This window comes from Paenibacillus assamensis DSM 18201 (assembly GCF_000422445.1).
Taxonomy (GTDB): Bacteria; Bacillota; Bacilli; order Paenibacillales; family Paenibacillaceae; genus Paenibacillus_B; species Paenibacillus_B assamensis.
On the sequence record NZ_AULU01000003.1, the window covers coordinates 33,811 to 51,299 of the forward strand.

Sequence of the window (17,489 nt, forward strand, 5' to 3'; positions counted from 1 at the left end):
TATATGTCCATATGAATATTTGTAAATTTATTTGATTTAAAATATAAATTATCCTTTCTTATTCAAATTTGCGTAATGCTCAATCGGACAAAAAGCGTATTAAAAAAAACCTTGAAGGAATCTCTCTCCTTCAAGGTTTAAAGTCGCATACATTTTAGTGGTAATGCCCTGTTCATCCACCCCAGTGAATGGACGATATCACTTCACTTGAACATCATGAGCTTGGAACATGACTTGGTCAATGTAAATATGATTATGATAGATTCCTTTTTCATTGTTATGATCGCTGAGCTTCACTCTACCTCGCCATACGCCCTCGCTGATTTTCTCACCTTGAATCCACTTTATATCATCTTGTCCTTGAAAAGCGGTCCATGTTGGGAACTCCACTTTCTTAGCTGCACGATCTACCCCATATACATAAAGGTCATACCACTGCTCATCTAAACGGACTGTATTTTTAAATTTCACACTCGGCTCTGCATGTACTTCTGTTATACTTATTATTCTCGTATTTCCATACTTATCTTCGGAATAGCCATGAGTGTGATACTTACCAGATTCATAATTATGATTTCTGAAATCTACCGTGTAGACCCAGTCACCATTTTGCTCCCGGATTCCTTTCGCCCAAGGATGTATGAGATCGTCCTGTCCGTTTTTATCCGTCCATGTTGGAAAATATACATTTTTTATATCTTTAGATAAGCCGGATATTCTTACTTGATAGTTTCCGTCTTTAAGTTCTACCCTCTGAGGTGCTGTAACTTTGATATTCTCATCCACAGCTACTTTTACTGAACCATCAATCCCCTTCGAATCCCCATAAACATGTGTAACATAAGTCCCAATCTCATCTTTATGCTTTTTGTAAACAACGGTTCCCTTCCAAACTCCCGGCGCTACCTTCTCACCTTGAATCCATTCAATATCATCTTGTTCATTTTGTAACGTCCATGTTGGGAACTCTACCTGCTTAACATTGGGATCTACACCATATACATAGACATCATGAGAAAGATTCTGTAGCTTCGATTGTGCTGGATATTTCACACCACCAACCGCATCGTATTCCATTCCTGCAATAAATCTTGTATTACTGTTATTATCATGGGCATATATATGGGTCACGTATCTACCCAGTTCATAGTTATGACCTGAAAATGGAATAACAGCTTCCCATGTATCAACATCTGCTTTTTTCCCTTGTATCCATTTTAAATCATCTTGTCCATTCGCAATCGTCCACGTCGGGAACTCGACTTTTGATACTGTCTGCGAAACACCTGATACTCGAATTTCAATAACCTCATCGCTCAAAGAAACGACAGACTTATAATCAGCTGTTACTGTCTCTTTAACTTGAAATTCAACTTGTTTGACAGTAGATCCATTGATAATTACCGTAGATTCAAATTGTAGGTCACCAGCCGGCCATTTATCCAAAGGCATTACAGCCTTCCACACACCGTTCCCAACTTTTGTAGCTACTGTTTCAACACCGTCCGGACTTGTCTTATCTTTACGCGTATGTACTTTTACTTCATGAGTAGTTGTTGGGTTGGCCTTGATATAGAACGATATCGAAACATTACTTGTCGAAAATACAAGTTTATCAGCCTGAACATATCGCTTAATCAAATTCCCCTTAAGATCATATTGCTTAATAATCGTTTTGCCATTTTGAAACGTCGTATGGAGCTTCTGATCTCGGTCATAAATATACACGGAGCCTTTCGTGTTATCCGTGTTCACCATTATAGAGTTTGTTGCATCCACCTGTACAGCTGGCGCAGCAGCAGATACAGGATGCATGGATACTTGGAAAGTAATCGATATAATTAACAACATCGTACAGATGAACACTACACTTGTATTCTGACTGCGTTTATTTTTATTTATATGTAAATTGAACGTTTTCAACCGTTATCGCCCCTCCAGCATCGTTGTTGTTACCACGAATAAGAATATACACGGATGCATGTGTAGCTCCATCTGGAACTTCTCCACTTGCACTTACCTTTACACTCTGTGCTCCTGTAACAGCATTCAGCTCTTTCGCATTCGTTTGCATGTATTTTCCTTCTGCATTAAAGAAGTCAATATAGAGCTGAACTTTAGCATCCTTCAATTCATGAATCTTTAGATTTGCATCAGCTTCAAAATGACGCTGCGGGTTCACCTTAAATGTCTGAAGAATACCTACATATCCACCACTCTGAATACGATTGCCTTTCACAAACTGTGAAACTCCTCCCTTGCCATCGTTGACAAGCTGATACCGTTTATCTTGAGCTACCGATAAAGCAGATTTCCAGTGAGCAGCAATATGATCATCGATATAGTAAGCGTTGAAATCTCCGTTTACTGTGGTATCGTTCTCATCATAACTAAAGGTAATATTATCGACTTGTATCGTACCCGCACTATTGTCTTTATCCCCTCGAACCAAAGCATAGACTCTAGCCGATACCGCATTTGCAGGAACAGTACCATGATTCACAAGATTAATCCAATGACCAACCGTTGTTGAATGGTATGGGGTTACATTAGCACCGACAAATACTCCATTCTTATCAAGGAAATCTACGTACAATTGCACATGTGCGCCATTTAATTCACTGATCAGAAAGTTTCCTGCCACTTTAAACTTCTTATTTGGCTCTACCTCTATAAGCTGTGCAATACCTCCCATAGCGCCACCGCTAAGCTGACTAACTTTTATTTCTTGTATATCATTATGCTGATCTTTTTTTCTTTCATATACCGTATTTTGAGGCCCCCCTGTATGCCTAGTCCAAGCCTCTGACAGATTGTATCCATTACTAATTTGCAAATGACCATTATAAATAAGGTTATTATTCTTACCATATTGGAAGCTGGCACTAGTTACATCGAGGCTTCCCGATCCATTTGCAGAATCACTTCGGATCAGAAGGTATGCAGTTGCCTTTTCGGCAGCTACTGGAACAAGGCCAGAAGTACTGTAAGTCGTATACATAGGGATTCCATTATCTTCATGAATGTCTTTTATATGAGCTCCAACCCATTTCCCCTGCTTGTCATAGAAATCGACATACATTTGCGCATGCACTCCTACGAGCTGGTGGATATCCAATACAGCCTGATAGACAAACGGCTGGTTCGGCTGCACCGTGATCGTTTGACTAACACCACAGAAACTGTGCAGCGCTAGCTCTGAACATTGAATGGAAAGCCCACCGTCTTCCCATTTGGTAAATGGTTTTACATCTGCTTTGCTATTTTGAATAACCCAGCCTTTATTACCCTTTTGAAAATGTTCAAATTGTCCATCTACAAGCCTATTTTGGACAGGCACCACCGCATTATCCTTTACTACTTTATTGATTAGACTACCATTATCATTGCGCTTGTAGTCTACTTTTGTGTTGGACTTATAATTATACTGGTAGTCCAACTGCCCATCTGCATTGTACACATACTCTGTAAGAGCACTTACGCTTGTAGCCGTGAACATAAGGACACATGCCAGCATGACACTACAAATTCGTTTCATAGAAACCACCCTTTTAAGTTTGAACATTTGTTTTTAGTTAAGAAACATTCGTAACACGTGTATCCCAGTAAATTAGACACCTTAATTATCTTATAAATTAATACTATATATGTCTATATGAGCACTATTTATTTTAAATGTTATAACTATTTATTCTACGCTCACTTAACAGCAGCTCTTTGAAAAACTGCGGAGTCCACTGTTAACGTCATGTGACCACCAGCTTCATTTACTTTACAATTGATAGATGCCCATACTCAGGTAGCAATATGTCCGTATTGGATTTGTGTAGTAACATTCGTATTCGCTTATGACATTCCTCTTGAGAGACTCCTTTTGTCACTAAAATTCGTTGCAGCAACGTTAATGCCTTACTTATTTCTTCCTCGTTCGAATGACGTTGTTCTTTCATAATCAATTCATAGAGAATCTGGATATTTTTATATGGTTCTACAACGCCTTTTTGGTACGCTTCTTCATCCCAATTCGTATTACGCGTACTCACCGCAGCCCCTAAGCAAAGAGCTACTAAATCGGGTACTGTTTTGTCACTACGCACGGATAGCCTGAGTTCTTTTTTAATTGCTTCTCTATCAATCTCATTATCATAGGCGTAAACTAAAACATTCGATAATGTTTGTAAAGTAAGCTTCTTAAGAACATCCTTAGGCCCCATTTCGACCCAATGGGTCACCCCATTACTGTACAAATGAGTAAGAACCTTTGTCCAACGAACTGCTCCCGTCAGTTGAGCTGCCAACACAGATCGGATGTCATCATCTTTTGTATACAAACGTCCCTCATGACAATTCATAACGGGTATGTTCATGCCCCCTAGATTCATTTCTGATAAAGCTGTAATCATAGGATTTACAGCCCCCATCATATAAGGACTATGAAATGGACCACTAACGTTTAGAGGAATTACATTCGCTCCTAGTCTTCGAAGGTGCTCTTCTACGAAAGAGATTCCTTCCGTACTGCCTGAAAGTATCGTCTGAGTCGGAGTATTATAGTTTGCAATTTTAACATCGCAGCCTTTCTTTTCTAACTCTTTCAATACAATCTCGATCGTGGATGGTTCCATATTCGTGACTGCTATCATCCCACCCTTATTGTCATGTGAGCAAGAGGCCATAGCCTCTCCCCTAATTCGTGCTAGCCTCACTGCGTCAGTAAACGGAAATACTCCAGCTGCGGTTAATGCGGATAATTCACCAAGACTATGTCCAGCTAAATAAGAAGGCCGGAGACCTTCGTTTACAGCAACTTCAAACATAGCCACACTAAGTATTAAAATAGCTGGTTGTGTATTTTCGGTCTTTGTTAAAACCTCTGATGTACCATTAAAACATAAGTCAGATATATTAAACCCCAATACCTCAGACGCTTCTGAAAACCGTCGACGTACAGATTCATATCGTTCAAAAAATGTTTTTCCCATACGAACATATTGAGATCCTTGACCCGAGAACAAAAACGCCACTTTATTCATATCGTACGCCCCCTTCATTGACTGCTTACAACACAGTGCAGTACAGTGCACAAAAAGTCGCCAACCGGTCAATGATTGTAAGAATCAAACACAACCGATGTTGGCGACTCCAACATGTCCTATAAAAGTCTTTCGTACAAAATAACAGCTCCCTAATAATTGCTTATTCCATTTTGCAATTTAATTCTAGGAGGAAGCTACCTCCATTTGAGCTTGTTGAATCTCATTAAAAACATGGCCATTCAAGTAATAGCAAATCGACTCACGTATAATATCGCATCCCTTTCCCAACATATCCATTTCAATGGTTAGTGGGGCAATATTGATTTACATACTTGAATTACGACTACACCTCTTTACTAGAAGCAGCTTCTGAGGAAGCTAACTTACTCTCTTCATGAGTTGCCTTAAAGAAATCACGTAATGATTTATTACGATGAGCCATATAACCAACCACAAACAAAATAAGGCTGGAGCCAATCATAAAGTATGAGAAGTCTACTTGTTCTAACAGCAATCCATATATCCACATCCCGATTGGGACGGAGATCGTTGTAACGGTACTTACAACTCCGAAAATACTAGCTCTTATGTGATCTGGCACATACAGTTGAACATAGGAGACCATTGGAATATTCCCCATAGACATCAACATTCCAGTAGATGCAAGTATGATGATGTAACCGAACGTAATCCAACCGGTAGCTTGAATATCAACAAATGGTAACTTCGGAAAAGCCCATAGCACTAGTGCAACTGCCTGTAATTGAAATAATACAAATATTTTATTGGAGATAAATGTACTCAACTTCCTCAGCGATATTAATATCGCTCCGATAATCAGACCTGCCGAGGCTGCTGCTTCAATAAATGCTAGCTGATGAGCTGACATCTTTAATTCTTGGTAAATAATAAACGGCAGTACTAATCCCATAGCAGGTGCAATAATGAAGTTTGTGACGATAAATACACCTAACAAATATTTAATAGCAGAACGTTGATAGATATATTGATAAACTTCTTTTAGACTGTCCCAATACGGTTTCTTATGTTCTTCAGCTGCCTGACTCTTTTTAAATACTAAGAATATATTAACGATCCCAGATGCGATAAAAGCGATACCATTAACGAGAAGAATCGTACCTAAGTCCATGATACTGTAAGCGACAGCACCAACGATTGGCCCCGCTATGTTGAGAAGTGCATTGATGCTTTGGTTACTAGAGTTTACTGCAGAAACTCTATCAGCAGAGACCAGAAGGGGAACAGATGCACTCACTCCTAAGCTGAATAGAGCTTGCAACGTACTAAGAACAAGCGCATAGCCAATGAATAACCCTATATGTGTAGGATAAAATTGAAATGCGACCAGAAAGAGAAGGATGGCTACCCCGCTTAAAAGATCACACATGACAAGTACCTTTTTCTTGTCCGAACGGTCGATATACACACCCGCAAAAATATCCACAATCACACTAGGGATATACATACATGCTAAAACAATTGAGAACATGCTGGCCGAACCTGTTATATCTAAGATGTAAAGACTCAATGCAAACTTGAACATGGACGTCATTAATTCTGAAAGCAGCCTACTGATACTGAACAACACTATATTTCGAGTATTATTCATATCCCCCTACCTTTCTATCCATTAATTTGTAAACAATTCCTTTGCTTTTCATCGATACAACACAGCTAGTAACCCGTATAAGACATTACGTCAGAATGACTTCATGCGATTGCACTAAGCATTGAATCAGTCTATCTGCATTTTCTGTGAACGGGAGTGCTACATTCACATAGAGATGTCCTTTATCATGCCAACTTGTGAATAAAATGCGCTGTCTACCTTCTGTATTAACTTTATTTATCTCGGTATCTTTAAAATAATCGTGGGATGTATCCTGTTCACCCAAATAATTAAAATTAATAGGCATGCAAGCAAACGCCTCACGAATATGCTGTGCGGATCGACTCCACAATTCTGTGGCAGCAGGATTATACATCAAATTAGCCATATTAAGAGATGTATCATTCGCTAGCGCCACAAGTTTATGAATATTGTTGAACTGCTCAATAATATTTGACTCCGCATCAAGCACAACTGGGATGTAATCAATACACTCGCCAACTACATGATAATAATTCGATTTATTATATTGTCGCCCGTAATGCGTAAGCCACATAGGTATACGACGAAGTCCAAAGTTGACATTAAAGAAGGTAATAAACATTTCTAGTGCCTGTCTCCAGTTGCCTTCTACTCCTTCATAGACACACTCTGTCTTGAAGGTAATAGAAGTACTGTCTGTTGCAGCGAAACGATTGAATAGCTGCAAAGAATCGATTGCAGCAGAATGAAACTTTTCAAGGGAAAATCGTTGCAAAATCTCTTCGTCGTCCGTTTCTATTGGACCCAAACGAATTTGATTAACGAAATTCCGGTACGTGCTCCCTGTATCTGCAGGTAGATCCCAACCTTTTCCTAAACAATTGCAATATTCGATTAACGAGGATTTAATTACTTCACTGCTCATGTAGTCAAAAATAGCGTGCGAGCAAGGCAAAATGATAGTATGTCGATGACTATCCATCTTCAAAACTAGTAACCTGTACATCAACGTGTCCGATGCAGTGTACGAACGAAGGAACCAATCATGCAGCAATTTCTGCATAATCAAATCTTGAGATGAAAGGTCATAATTTGATAAGTCTACATATGGGATACGAAGTTGATCCGGCATTGTGAGTAGTTTCCAACCCTCATCATTGCGCTTATCAAGTACACTGCGCAGCACATCTTGTCTAGAAATAAGATGGGTGATAGCGTGCTCGAGTACACTGCGGTCTACAGGCTGTTCCAATGTAAATATTGTCCCCGATACATCATGAACATCTAGATGATAGAACTGTGTTGGAGAAATGGGATATACTTCCTCCACTTCGCCTGCAAGTAATTCAGATACAAACTCCTCCTGCATAACTTCAATGCTTGCCATTAAATCAGTCATTTCTTGACTGCTAATTGTACGGTATTCGATAGGCTCGAACCTCATATCCAACGAATATGAAGTTGAAGTTTCATTATGATTTGTCATCCATTCCGCCAATGACGCTGGTGTAGGGTTTGAAAATAATTGTTGAATCGAGAGATTCCACCCTTGCTTCGATAGTCTTGCAATAACTTCGATCGCGTTTAACGAATGTCCACCGATTGAAAAAAAGTTATTGTAAACACTGATCGGCTTAACGTTGAGTACATCCTGCCATAGTTCTACGATCTGTTTCTCGATATCATTGCGTGGCTTAATGATTTCCTCTGTAGGGCTTATTTTTTGTTCAGGAGCTGGAAGAGACTTACGATCCACTTTACCGTTTGTTGTTAATGGAAGTCGATCCAGTAGGACGATATAGGACGGAATCATATACTCTGGTAGATGCTCCTTCAAATATGCCCTAAGCTCCTCCTCACTCATCTCAGCTACCACATATGCACACAATGATTTGCTTTCATCATCCTCTGTTACGATCGTAACAACAACTTCACTCACTCCGTTGTGTTGGATGATTTGGCCTTCAATCTCTCCTGTTTCTACACGGAAGCCTCGTATTTTCACTTGGTAGTCGAGTCGACCCAGAAATTGTACGTTACCATCTGGCAGCCATTTCGCCCTATCTCCCGTCTTGTAAATCCGCTCGCCTTGCACCCATGGATTCGGCACAAACTTCTCTGCCGTCAAGTCGACATTATTCCAATAGCCTCTGCCTACTCCATCACCGCCAACCCACAACTCACCTGGTATACCAATCGGCAGGAGCTGCCCATATGCATCTACAATATAAACTGTTGAATTGCTAATTGGTTTCCCGATTGGAATATTGGTTTCGATGTTGTCTTCAATGACATACGTTAGAGAAAACGTTGTATTTTCTGTCGGCCCATATCCATTAATCATAACGAGATTCGGGCAACGATCACGTACTGCTTGTACTTGTTTAGTAGGCAATGCATCGCCACCAATTAGTAAATAGGTAAGCGGCTCAAACAGGTCCGTTCGTTCTTGGGCAAGCTGGCTGAACAACGCGGCTGTTAGCCACATCGTCGTAATGCTGTAGTTTTGAATCACCTCTCCCAGCTTGTGAGGATTTAGAATGGTATATTTGTCTACCACATATAATTCCAAACCATTCAGCAAAGCTCCCCATATTTCAAATGTTGTCGCATCAAACACAGGCGCTCCTGTTTGCAGAATACGCTCACCTTCTGCAAACGGCATATATTGATTGTTTTTTACTAATCGCACTATATTCCGGTGCTCGATCATCACTCCTTTTGGACGACCCGTCGAGCCTGATGTGTACATAACATAAGCCAGATCCGTAACCTTATCTTCTCTAGCTACCATTTCATTTGCTTGCTCCGTGCTCGCCTTACTCCAGCTTGTCTCGTCTTCCAGTACGAGTATGGCAACATCTCCTGGCACCTTATCAGCATACGCAGCTTGCACCAGTACAAGTTGGCATTGACTGTCATGAAGCACATACTCAATCCGATCCGGTGGATAATCGGGATCAATTGGTACATACGCGCTTCCTGCTTTTAGCACGGCAAGCATACCTACAATGATAGCGATCGATCGATCGCCGATTATTGCCACAGCTTGATCTCGTTTTACGCCTTGCGCTCGTAAAGCATGTGCCAAGCAATCTGCCCGCTCATTCAGCCCCTTATATGTAAGACGCTCTTGCTCAAATGTAAGCGCAATCCGATCCGGTGTACTTGCCACCTGCTCCTCGAATAGAGCGTGAATCGTCCTCTCACGTGGATACGCTGTCCATGTATCATTAAACGATTCTAAAATTTGTTTACGCTCCACTTTAGTTAATACGCTTATTTGAGAAAGTAAAATATTCGGCTGTTCCATTACGGTCTCTAAAATTTGGACAAAACGATTAGCCATTTGTTCGATCGTTGCGCGGTTGAATAAGGCTGTAGCATATTCAATATCTAATTCGATTCCCTGACTATTTTCAGTTATCGTGAAAGTCAGATCAAACTTCGCAATCGTTCGCGGCGTCGTATATGGCTCCAATATCAACCCTTCCGCTTGCAGCTCCCCAAGCGACATATTTTCCACTGCAAACATCGTGTCGAATAATGGATTCCGGCTAAAGTCTCGTTGGATATTCAGCTTATCTACCAACTGTTCATATGGATATTCTTGATGTTCGAATGCCTCCAGCACGCACTCCTTTGTAGCCTGCACATAGTCCAAAAATGTAAGCGTTCCTTTCGGACAATTGCGTACCGCGAGCGTGTTAACGAACATCCCTACCATTTGTTCAAGATCAGCATGCGGCCGACCAGCAGTCGGTGTTCCTACGACTATATCCTCCTGCCCACTGTATTTCGCTAACAAAACGGTATAGGCAGCCAGCATCACCATATACAAAGTAGTTCCTGTATCTGCAGCTAGCTTATGTATACGCTCGCGTAGATCCGTATCAAGATAGAGCACCAGGGTATCGCCTTCAAAACTTTGCATCTGAGGTCGCGGATGATCAAGCGGCAGCGTGAGCACTGGAAGCTCACCTCCGAACTGACTGAGCCAATACTGCTCCTGCTTATCTAACCGACCATTCTGTGCCTGCTCCTGCTGCCATACTGCATAATCTTGATACTGAATCCGAAGATCCGGTAACGTTTCTTCACCATACAATCGGCTAAACTCTTCGACCAGCACACCAATGGAAGTACCATCTGCAATGATATGATGCATATCCACGAGCATGAGATGCTCTTCATTTGAGATATGAAGTAGTCGCGCCCTGAATAGGGGACCATTATACAGATCAAATGGCTGCATAAAATCTTCCACTTCTTGTTCGAGCGTAGACTCTCCTCCTAGCAGTTCCTTTACATCTACAGCTTCTTGCCTAACTTGCCCCACCTGCTGCATCGGTTCTCCGTTCACCCAAGCAAAGGTGGTGCGCAGGGAATCATGCCGTTGAACTAAATCCAGAATGGTTTTTACCCAACGTTCCTTATCCAGATTTCCCCGCAAACGAACAATGACAGGCATATGATAAGCGTGTCCTACCCCTTCTAACTGTTCGATGATAAATATGCGCCGCTGTGCATATGATACCGGATAATACACTGCAGGTGATGCAGGATTAATTTCATAATAATTGCTATCATATCTACTTATCAGCTGTGCCATATCCGATAAGATCGGTGACTTGAATATTTCCTTTAACGGAAAATCAGCATGTAACTCCTTACTAATTCGAGCAAGAAGTATAGCCGCTTTTAGGGAATGTCCACCAAGCTGAAAGAAATGATCGTTGCGTCCTACCTCATCCACTTTTAATATGTCTTTCCATATGTTAGACAGTCTGATCTCAATATCAGTCAGCGGTGGTATGTACACGTTACCTCGACCTCGAATAGGCTGAGACTCTGGTTGCGGTAATGATCTACGATCTACTTTTCCATTTGGCGTTAATGGGAGCCGATCCATCATAATGATATAGGAAGGAATCATATACTCTGGTATATGTTCCTTTAAGTAGGCTCTAAGCTCCTCCGCGCCCATCTCCGTGACTACATAGGCGCACAATGACTTGCTCTCATCTTCTTCTATTACGACTGTGACCACTACTTCACTTACTGCTTTGTGCTGTGCAATTTGGGCCTCAATCTCACCCGTTTCTACACGGAAGCCTCGTATTTTCACTTGGTAATCTAATCGACCAAGAAATTGTACGTTACCATCCGGCAGCCACTTCGCCCTATCCCCTGTCTTATATATCCGTTCGCCTTGCACCCATGGACTCGGCACAAATTTCCCTGCCGTCAGATCATCATTGTTCCAATAACCCCTTCCTACACCATCACCGCCAACCCACAGCTCTCCTGGTACACCAATTGGCAGAAGCTCGCCGTATTTATCTACGATATAAGCAGTGGAATTGCTAATTGGTCTGCCTATTGGTATATTGCTTTCGACGTTGTTTTTAATAACGTACGTATGGGAGAACGTTGTATTTTCTGTCGGCCCATATCCATTGATGATGACGAGATTTGGACAACGATCACGTACAGCTTGAATTTGCTTCGCAGGCAATGCATCACCACCTACTAGTAAATAGGTAAGCGGCTCAAACAGGTCCGTGCGTTCCTGAGCAAGCTGTCCAAATAATGCTGCTGTTAGCCACATCGTCGTGATGTCATAGTTGCGAATCGCTTCTCCCAGCTTCTGTGGATTTAAAATGGTATATTTGTCTACCACATACAATTCCAGACCGTTCAGCAAAGCTCCCCATATTTCAAAAGTAGTTGCATCAAAGACAGGCGCTCCTGTTTGTAAAATGCGCTCACCTTCTGCAAATGACATATACTGATTGTTTTTTACCAATCGCACTACATTTCGGTGCTCGATCATCACTCCTTTTGGACGACCGGTAGACCCTGATGTGTACATAACATAAGCTAGATCCGTTGCATTAACTTCTCTAGCTACCATTTTGTTTATTTGCTCCGCGCTAGCCTTACTCCAGCTTGACTCATCTTCCAGTACGAGCATAGCAGCATCTCCTGGCACCCTATCAGCATAAGCTCCTTGCACCAGTACAAGCTGGCATTGACTGTCATGAAGCACATACTCAATCCGATCTAGTGGATAATCGGGATCAATTGGTACATATGCGCCACCAGCTTTCAGCACAGCCAACATACCGATAATAATGGCAAGTGAACGATCACCGATTATCGCCACTGCTTGATCTCGCATAATTCCTCTTGCCTGCAATGCATTTGCCAGTCGATCTGCACGCTCATTCAGTTCCCTATAAGTGAGCCGCTCGTCCTCAAATGTAATCGCAAACCGATCCGGCGTGCTTGCTACCTGCTCCTCGAATAGAGCGTGGATCGTCTTCTCACGCGGATACGCGGTCCATGTATCATTAAACAATTGTAGAATCTGTGTACGCTCTTCTTCGACTAGTAAGTTAACTTGTGAAAGCAAAGTACTTGGATGTTCCATCACGATCTCTAATACTCGGACATAATGCTTAGCCATTCGTTCAATCGTTGCACGGTTAAATAAGGCTGTAGCATATTCAATATCTAATTCGATTCCCTGACTATTTTCAGTTATCGTAAATGTCAGATCAAACTTCGCAATCGTACGTGGTGTCGTATATGGCTCCAACGTCAGCCCTTCCGCTTGCAGTTCCCCAAGCGACATATTCTCCACAGCGAACATCGTGTCAAACAATGGATTTCGGCTAAAATCACGTTGGATATTCAGTTTATCCACCAACTGCTCATACGGATATTCTTGATGCTCAAATGCTTCCAGAACACGTTGCTTGGTCGCTTGTATATAATCCAAAAATGTTAAAGTTCCTATTGGGTAGCTGCGTAACGCAAGCGTGTTGACAAACATCCCTACCATTTGTTCAAGATCAGCATGTGGACGACCTGCTGTCGGTGTTCCTACAACAATATCCTCCTGCCCACTGTATTTCGATAACAAAACGGTATAGGCAGCCAGCATCACCATATACAAAGTAGTTCCTGTATCTGCAGCCAGCTTATGTATACGCTCGCGCAATTCGGTATCAAGATAGAGTACTAGGATATCGCCTTCAAAACTTTGCATCTGAGGTCGCGGTTGATCAAGCGGCAACGTCAGTACTGGAATTTCTTTTTCGAACTGACTAAGCCAATACTGTTCCTGCTTGTCAAACTGACCATTCTGAGCTTGCTCTTGCTGCCACACTGCATAATCTTGATACTGAATCCGAAGGTTAGGTAACACTTCTTCCCGGTACAGCTGGCTGAACTCCTCGACCAACACACCAATGGAAGTGCCATCTGCAATGATATGATGCATATCCACAAGCATAAGATGCTCTTCAGCAGAGATATGAAGCAATCGAGCACGGAATAGCGGGCCATGGTACAAATCAAACGGCTGCATAAAGTCTTCCACCGCTGTCTCTAGATCTGCTTCACCTCCAAGCAGTTCCCTAACATCTACAGCTTCTTGCCTAACTTGCCCCACCTGCTGCATCGGTTCTCCGTTCACCCAAGCAAAGGTGGTGCGCAGGGAATCATGCCGTTGAACTAAATGCAGAATGGCTTTTCTCCAACGCTCCTTATCCAGATTTCCTCGTAAACGAACGATGACAGGCATATGATAGGCATACCCTACCCCTTCTAGTTGTTCGATAATAAATATACGTCGCTGTGCAGGTGATACCGGATAATACGCTGCAGGTGCTGCTGGTTCAATAGCGGCATACCGATTATCGGTTCCCGTTATCATTCGAGCCATGTCAGATAACAATGGCTGCTGGAAAATATCTTGTAACGGCAATCCAAATTGGAGCTCTTTTTTTATGGCTGAAACAAGCCTAATCGCACTTAGTGAATTTCCGCCCAAAGCAAAAAAATGACTATTAACTCCAACATGCTCTACACCCAATATATTTTTCCAAATGCTAATCATTTTTGCTTCTATCTCATTAGTAGGATTTGCATATTCCCCACTTTCGATATTAGCCTCTTTCGGATACGGAAGAGATTGGCGATCGATCTTTCCATTAGAGGTAAGCGGCATCTTATCTAGAAATATCAAATAAGTAGGAACCATATAATCTGGCAATATTTTAGCAAGGCGACGTTTCATTTCAGTACTGGTTACGGCTGCTTCTGCAACCATATAGCCTACTAGTATCTTCTCACCATTCACTCGCTCTAAAATGGTAACGGCTGCTTCTTTAATCTCAGGCTGTTGAAACAAATGCCATTCAATTTCTCCTAATTCAACCCGATAGCCTCTAATCTTGACTTGATTGTCTATTCGGCCTAGAAATTCGATATTGCCATCAGGCAGCCAACGGCACAAATCTCCCGTTCGGTACATCCTTTCTCCTGGCACATACGGATCTGGTATAAAGCTCGATTCTGTTAGATCCGGTCTATTCCAATATCCTCTAGCCAAGCCTGTACCAGCAACGTATAATTCTCCCGGCACTCCCACTGGTAGCAAGCATCCATCGTCATCAGCAATGTATACTCTTCCGTTGGAGATTGGCTTTCCAATCGGGATATTGTGTAAAAGGCTGCTTACCGGAAATACGGTTGAGGTAATGGTGTTTTCGGTTGGGCCATAATTATTGTAAATTTGGAAACTGCAACTTTCAAAATGTTTGAGCTTATCCCCACCGGTGATCAGTCTTGTTAAAGTACGATTGCCCAGTTTGATGAATTGCTCGGTTATGGCAGCAGGAAATGCAGCAATTGTAACACCTTTTTCTTCCATAAATTGATTGAGTGCATCAAGTTCCAATCGGATTTCTTCAGGTATGATAACGATAGAACTTCCTGCAAGGAGCGGTGGTACCATTTCACTAACGGAAGGGTCGAAGCCAAATCCTATGTATTTAGCACATTTATCATGCTTCGAGAATTTGTAATATTCGACATACCATAGTGCGAAGTTCAACAGTGATCGATGCTCAATCATGACTCCTTTGGGCTTTCCTGTAGAACCAGATGTATAGATAAGATAAGCTAAATCCGTCGGTTGGACATGATGATTGAGATTGGAATGTTCAAAAAGATCTAACTGAATATCCTCAATTGCAGCATACCTAACTCCCCATGCTGCCCATGGTCCTTTTCGCAAACAACTCTGATTCGACAATAACAAAGCAGCAGCACTATCTTCGAGCATATATTGAATACGCTCGATCGGATAACTATGATCAATGGGTAGAAATACGCCCCCCACTTTTGCAATAGCAAGCATACCAACGACCATTTCAGTGCAAGGATCTAGCATCAAACCAATCACTTGTTGATGAGTTATTCCCTGTTCCTTCAACCAATTTGCCAATTGATTGGCACGTTCATTTAATTGTTTATAGCTTAGTTCTTGATCACGATAGACTACTGCAATATCATCAGGACACTCTCGAACTTGAGCCTCGAATCTTTTTAGAAAGGTCCCATCTAAATCGTAAGACACCGTTGTTTCATTAAATTGTTCTAATAGGAGCGTGCGTTCGATGTCAGTTATAAGGCAGATAGCTCCGATACAAATTCCAGGCTGTTGACTAATCTGATGTAGGATATGTTTGAAGTGATGTTCTATGTTTTGCACCATGAATGCATCAAAACAAGCAGCATTATATTTAAAATTAACTTCCAGCCCTTCGCTAGCGCTCACAATAACGTTAAAATCATAATTGGACTGCTCAAAATCTTGTTCTTCTTCGATTGTAAATGTATACGGCTCAGGCTCATCTTGAGGATTATGTTTAAACGGATAATTTTGAAATCCATATAAATGGTGAAGCAGCGTTTGTTTCAACTCAGAGTTAGATTGTATATCTGCTAAAGGGTAATAATCATAGTTTTGCGCTTCTACGCCAGAACGTTGAACCTGTTGAAGCATTTCATCAAAGCGATCATGATTATCCCACTTTATTCGAACAGGAATGGTATTAATAAATAACCCTATCATTTCTTCCACACCGTCAACTGCCGCAGGCCTTCCTGATGTAACTGTGCCAATTACTACATCATCGGTACGATTGTATTTTCCTAACATGATGGCCCACGCAGATTGCAATACGGTGTTTAAGGTCACCTGCTGCTTCTTGGCAATGCTTTCTAGTCTGAATCTTACATCTTCGTCAATTCGAAAAAAATGATCGACTTGAACATATTCCTGTTTGTTCTCCCGCACATGTTCTCCCATAGATAAAGATGGCAGTATGGCTTGCGTTGAATAACCTTCAAGGTATTTCAACCAAAACTGCTTGGCTTCATCACGATCTTGTTGCTCCAACCAGCGAATATAATCTGCGTAAGGCCGTACTTTACTTATATGAAGTGGTTGGCTATTCAACAGTACGTTATAGTACTCAAGCCACTGCTGAAGCAGCAGCTTGAGACACCATCCATCCATTAAAATATGATGATAGCTCCATACAATTTTAAATCGATCCTCACCCACTCGGAATACAGCGAGACGAATCAACATATCTTTTGCTAGATCAAAACCGTTACGTTTATCTTCTACTGCATACTGTTCGATAAATGCCTCGGCTTCCGTTATATCCATCCCATTATTGGATAGATCCTCATACTTAATCGTAAGCTTTCGTTTCTCAAATACGATTTGCTTTGGACTTTTCAAGTTCAAATGCATAAAGTTAGTTCTTAAAATCTCGTATTTTTCTATTAAAATATTAAAACTTTGCTCCAATAAGCGCACATTAAGTTCACCAAGAAGCGTACACTGAAATTGTTCGAAATATGCCGGCGATGTTGGATTCAGTAAAGTGTGAAATAGCATTCCTTCTTGCATCGGCGATAAAGAGTAGACGCTTTTAACTTCCAATTTCTCCAACCAAATCCCTCCCCGCAGC

At 41.5% G+C, this 17,489-nt stretch carries 5 protein-coding genes; all 5 read right to left on the bottom strand.

Annotated elements, in window-relative coordinates; all coding sequences use genetic code 11:
- Positions 1-198: 198 nt before the first annotated feature.
- The 5 genes from H580_RS25265 to H580_RS22755 all read right to left on the bottom strand — a co-directional run bounded on the left by H580_RS25265 (position 199) and on the right by H580_RS22755 (position 17,470).
- The gene (locus H580_RS25265; RefSeq protein WP_051217104.1) at positions 199-1,923 is read right to left on the bottom strand and encodes a GBS Bsp-like repeat-containing protein; all 1,725 of its coding nucleotides are present in this window, start codon (positions 1,921-1,923) and stop codon (positions 199-201) included.
- Positions 1,895-3,538: a hypothetical protein gene (locus tag H580_RS0100105; RefSeq protein WP_028592994.1), complete on the bottom strand. Its 1,644-nt coding sequence runs from the start codon at positions 3,536-3,538 to the stop codon at positions 1,895-1,897. Before H580_RS0100105 ends, H580_RS25265 begins: the two co-directional genes overlap by 29 nt.
- Positions 3,539-3,767: 229 nt before the next feature.
- Positions 3,768-5,033 (bottom strand): ACP S-malonyltransferase, encoded by a 1,266-nt coding sequence (gene fabD, locus H580_RS0100110; protein ID WP_028592995.1) that lies wholly within the window; start codon positions 5,031-5,033, stop codon positions 3,768-3,770.
- 346 nt (positions 5,034-5,379) lie between these two features.
- Complete coding sequence (locus H580_RS0100115; RefSeq protein ID WP_028592996.1) at positions 5,380-6,666, bottom strand: MFS transporter; 1,287 nt, start codon at positions 6,664-6,666, stop codon at positions 5,380-5,382.
- An 85-nt stretch (positions 6,667-6,751) separates the two neighbouring features.
- Positions 6,752-17,470, bottom strand: coding sequence for a non-ribosomal peptide synthetase (locus H580_RS22755; RefSeq protein WP_051217105.1), 10,719 nt, complete (start codon positions 17,468-17,470; stop codon positions 6,752-6,754).
- Positions 17,471-17,489 lie beyond the last annotated feature (19 nt).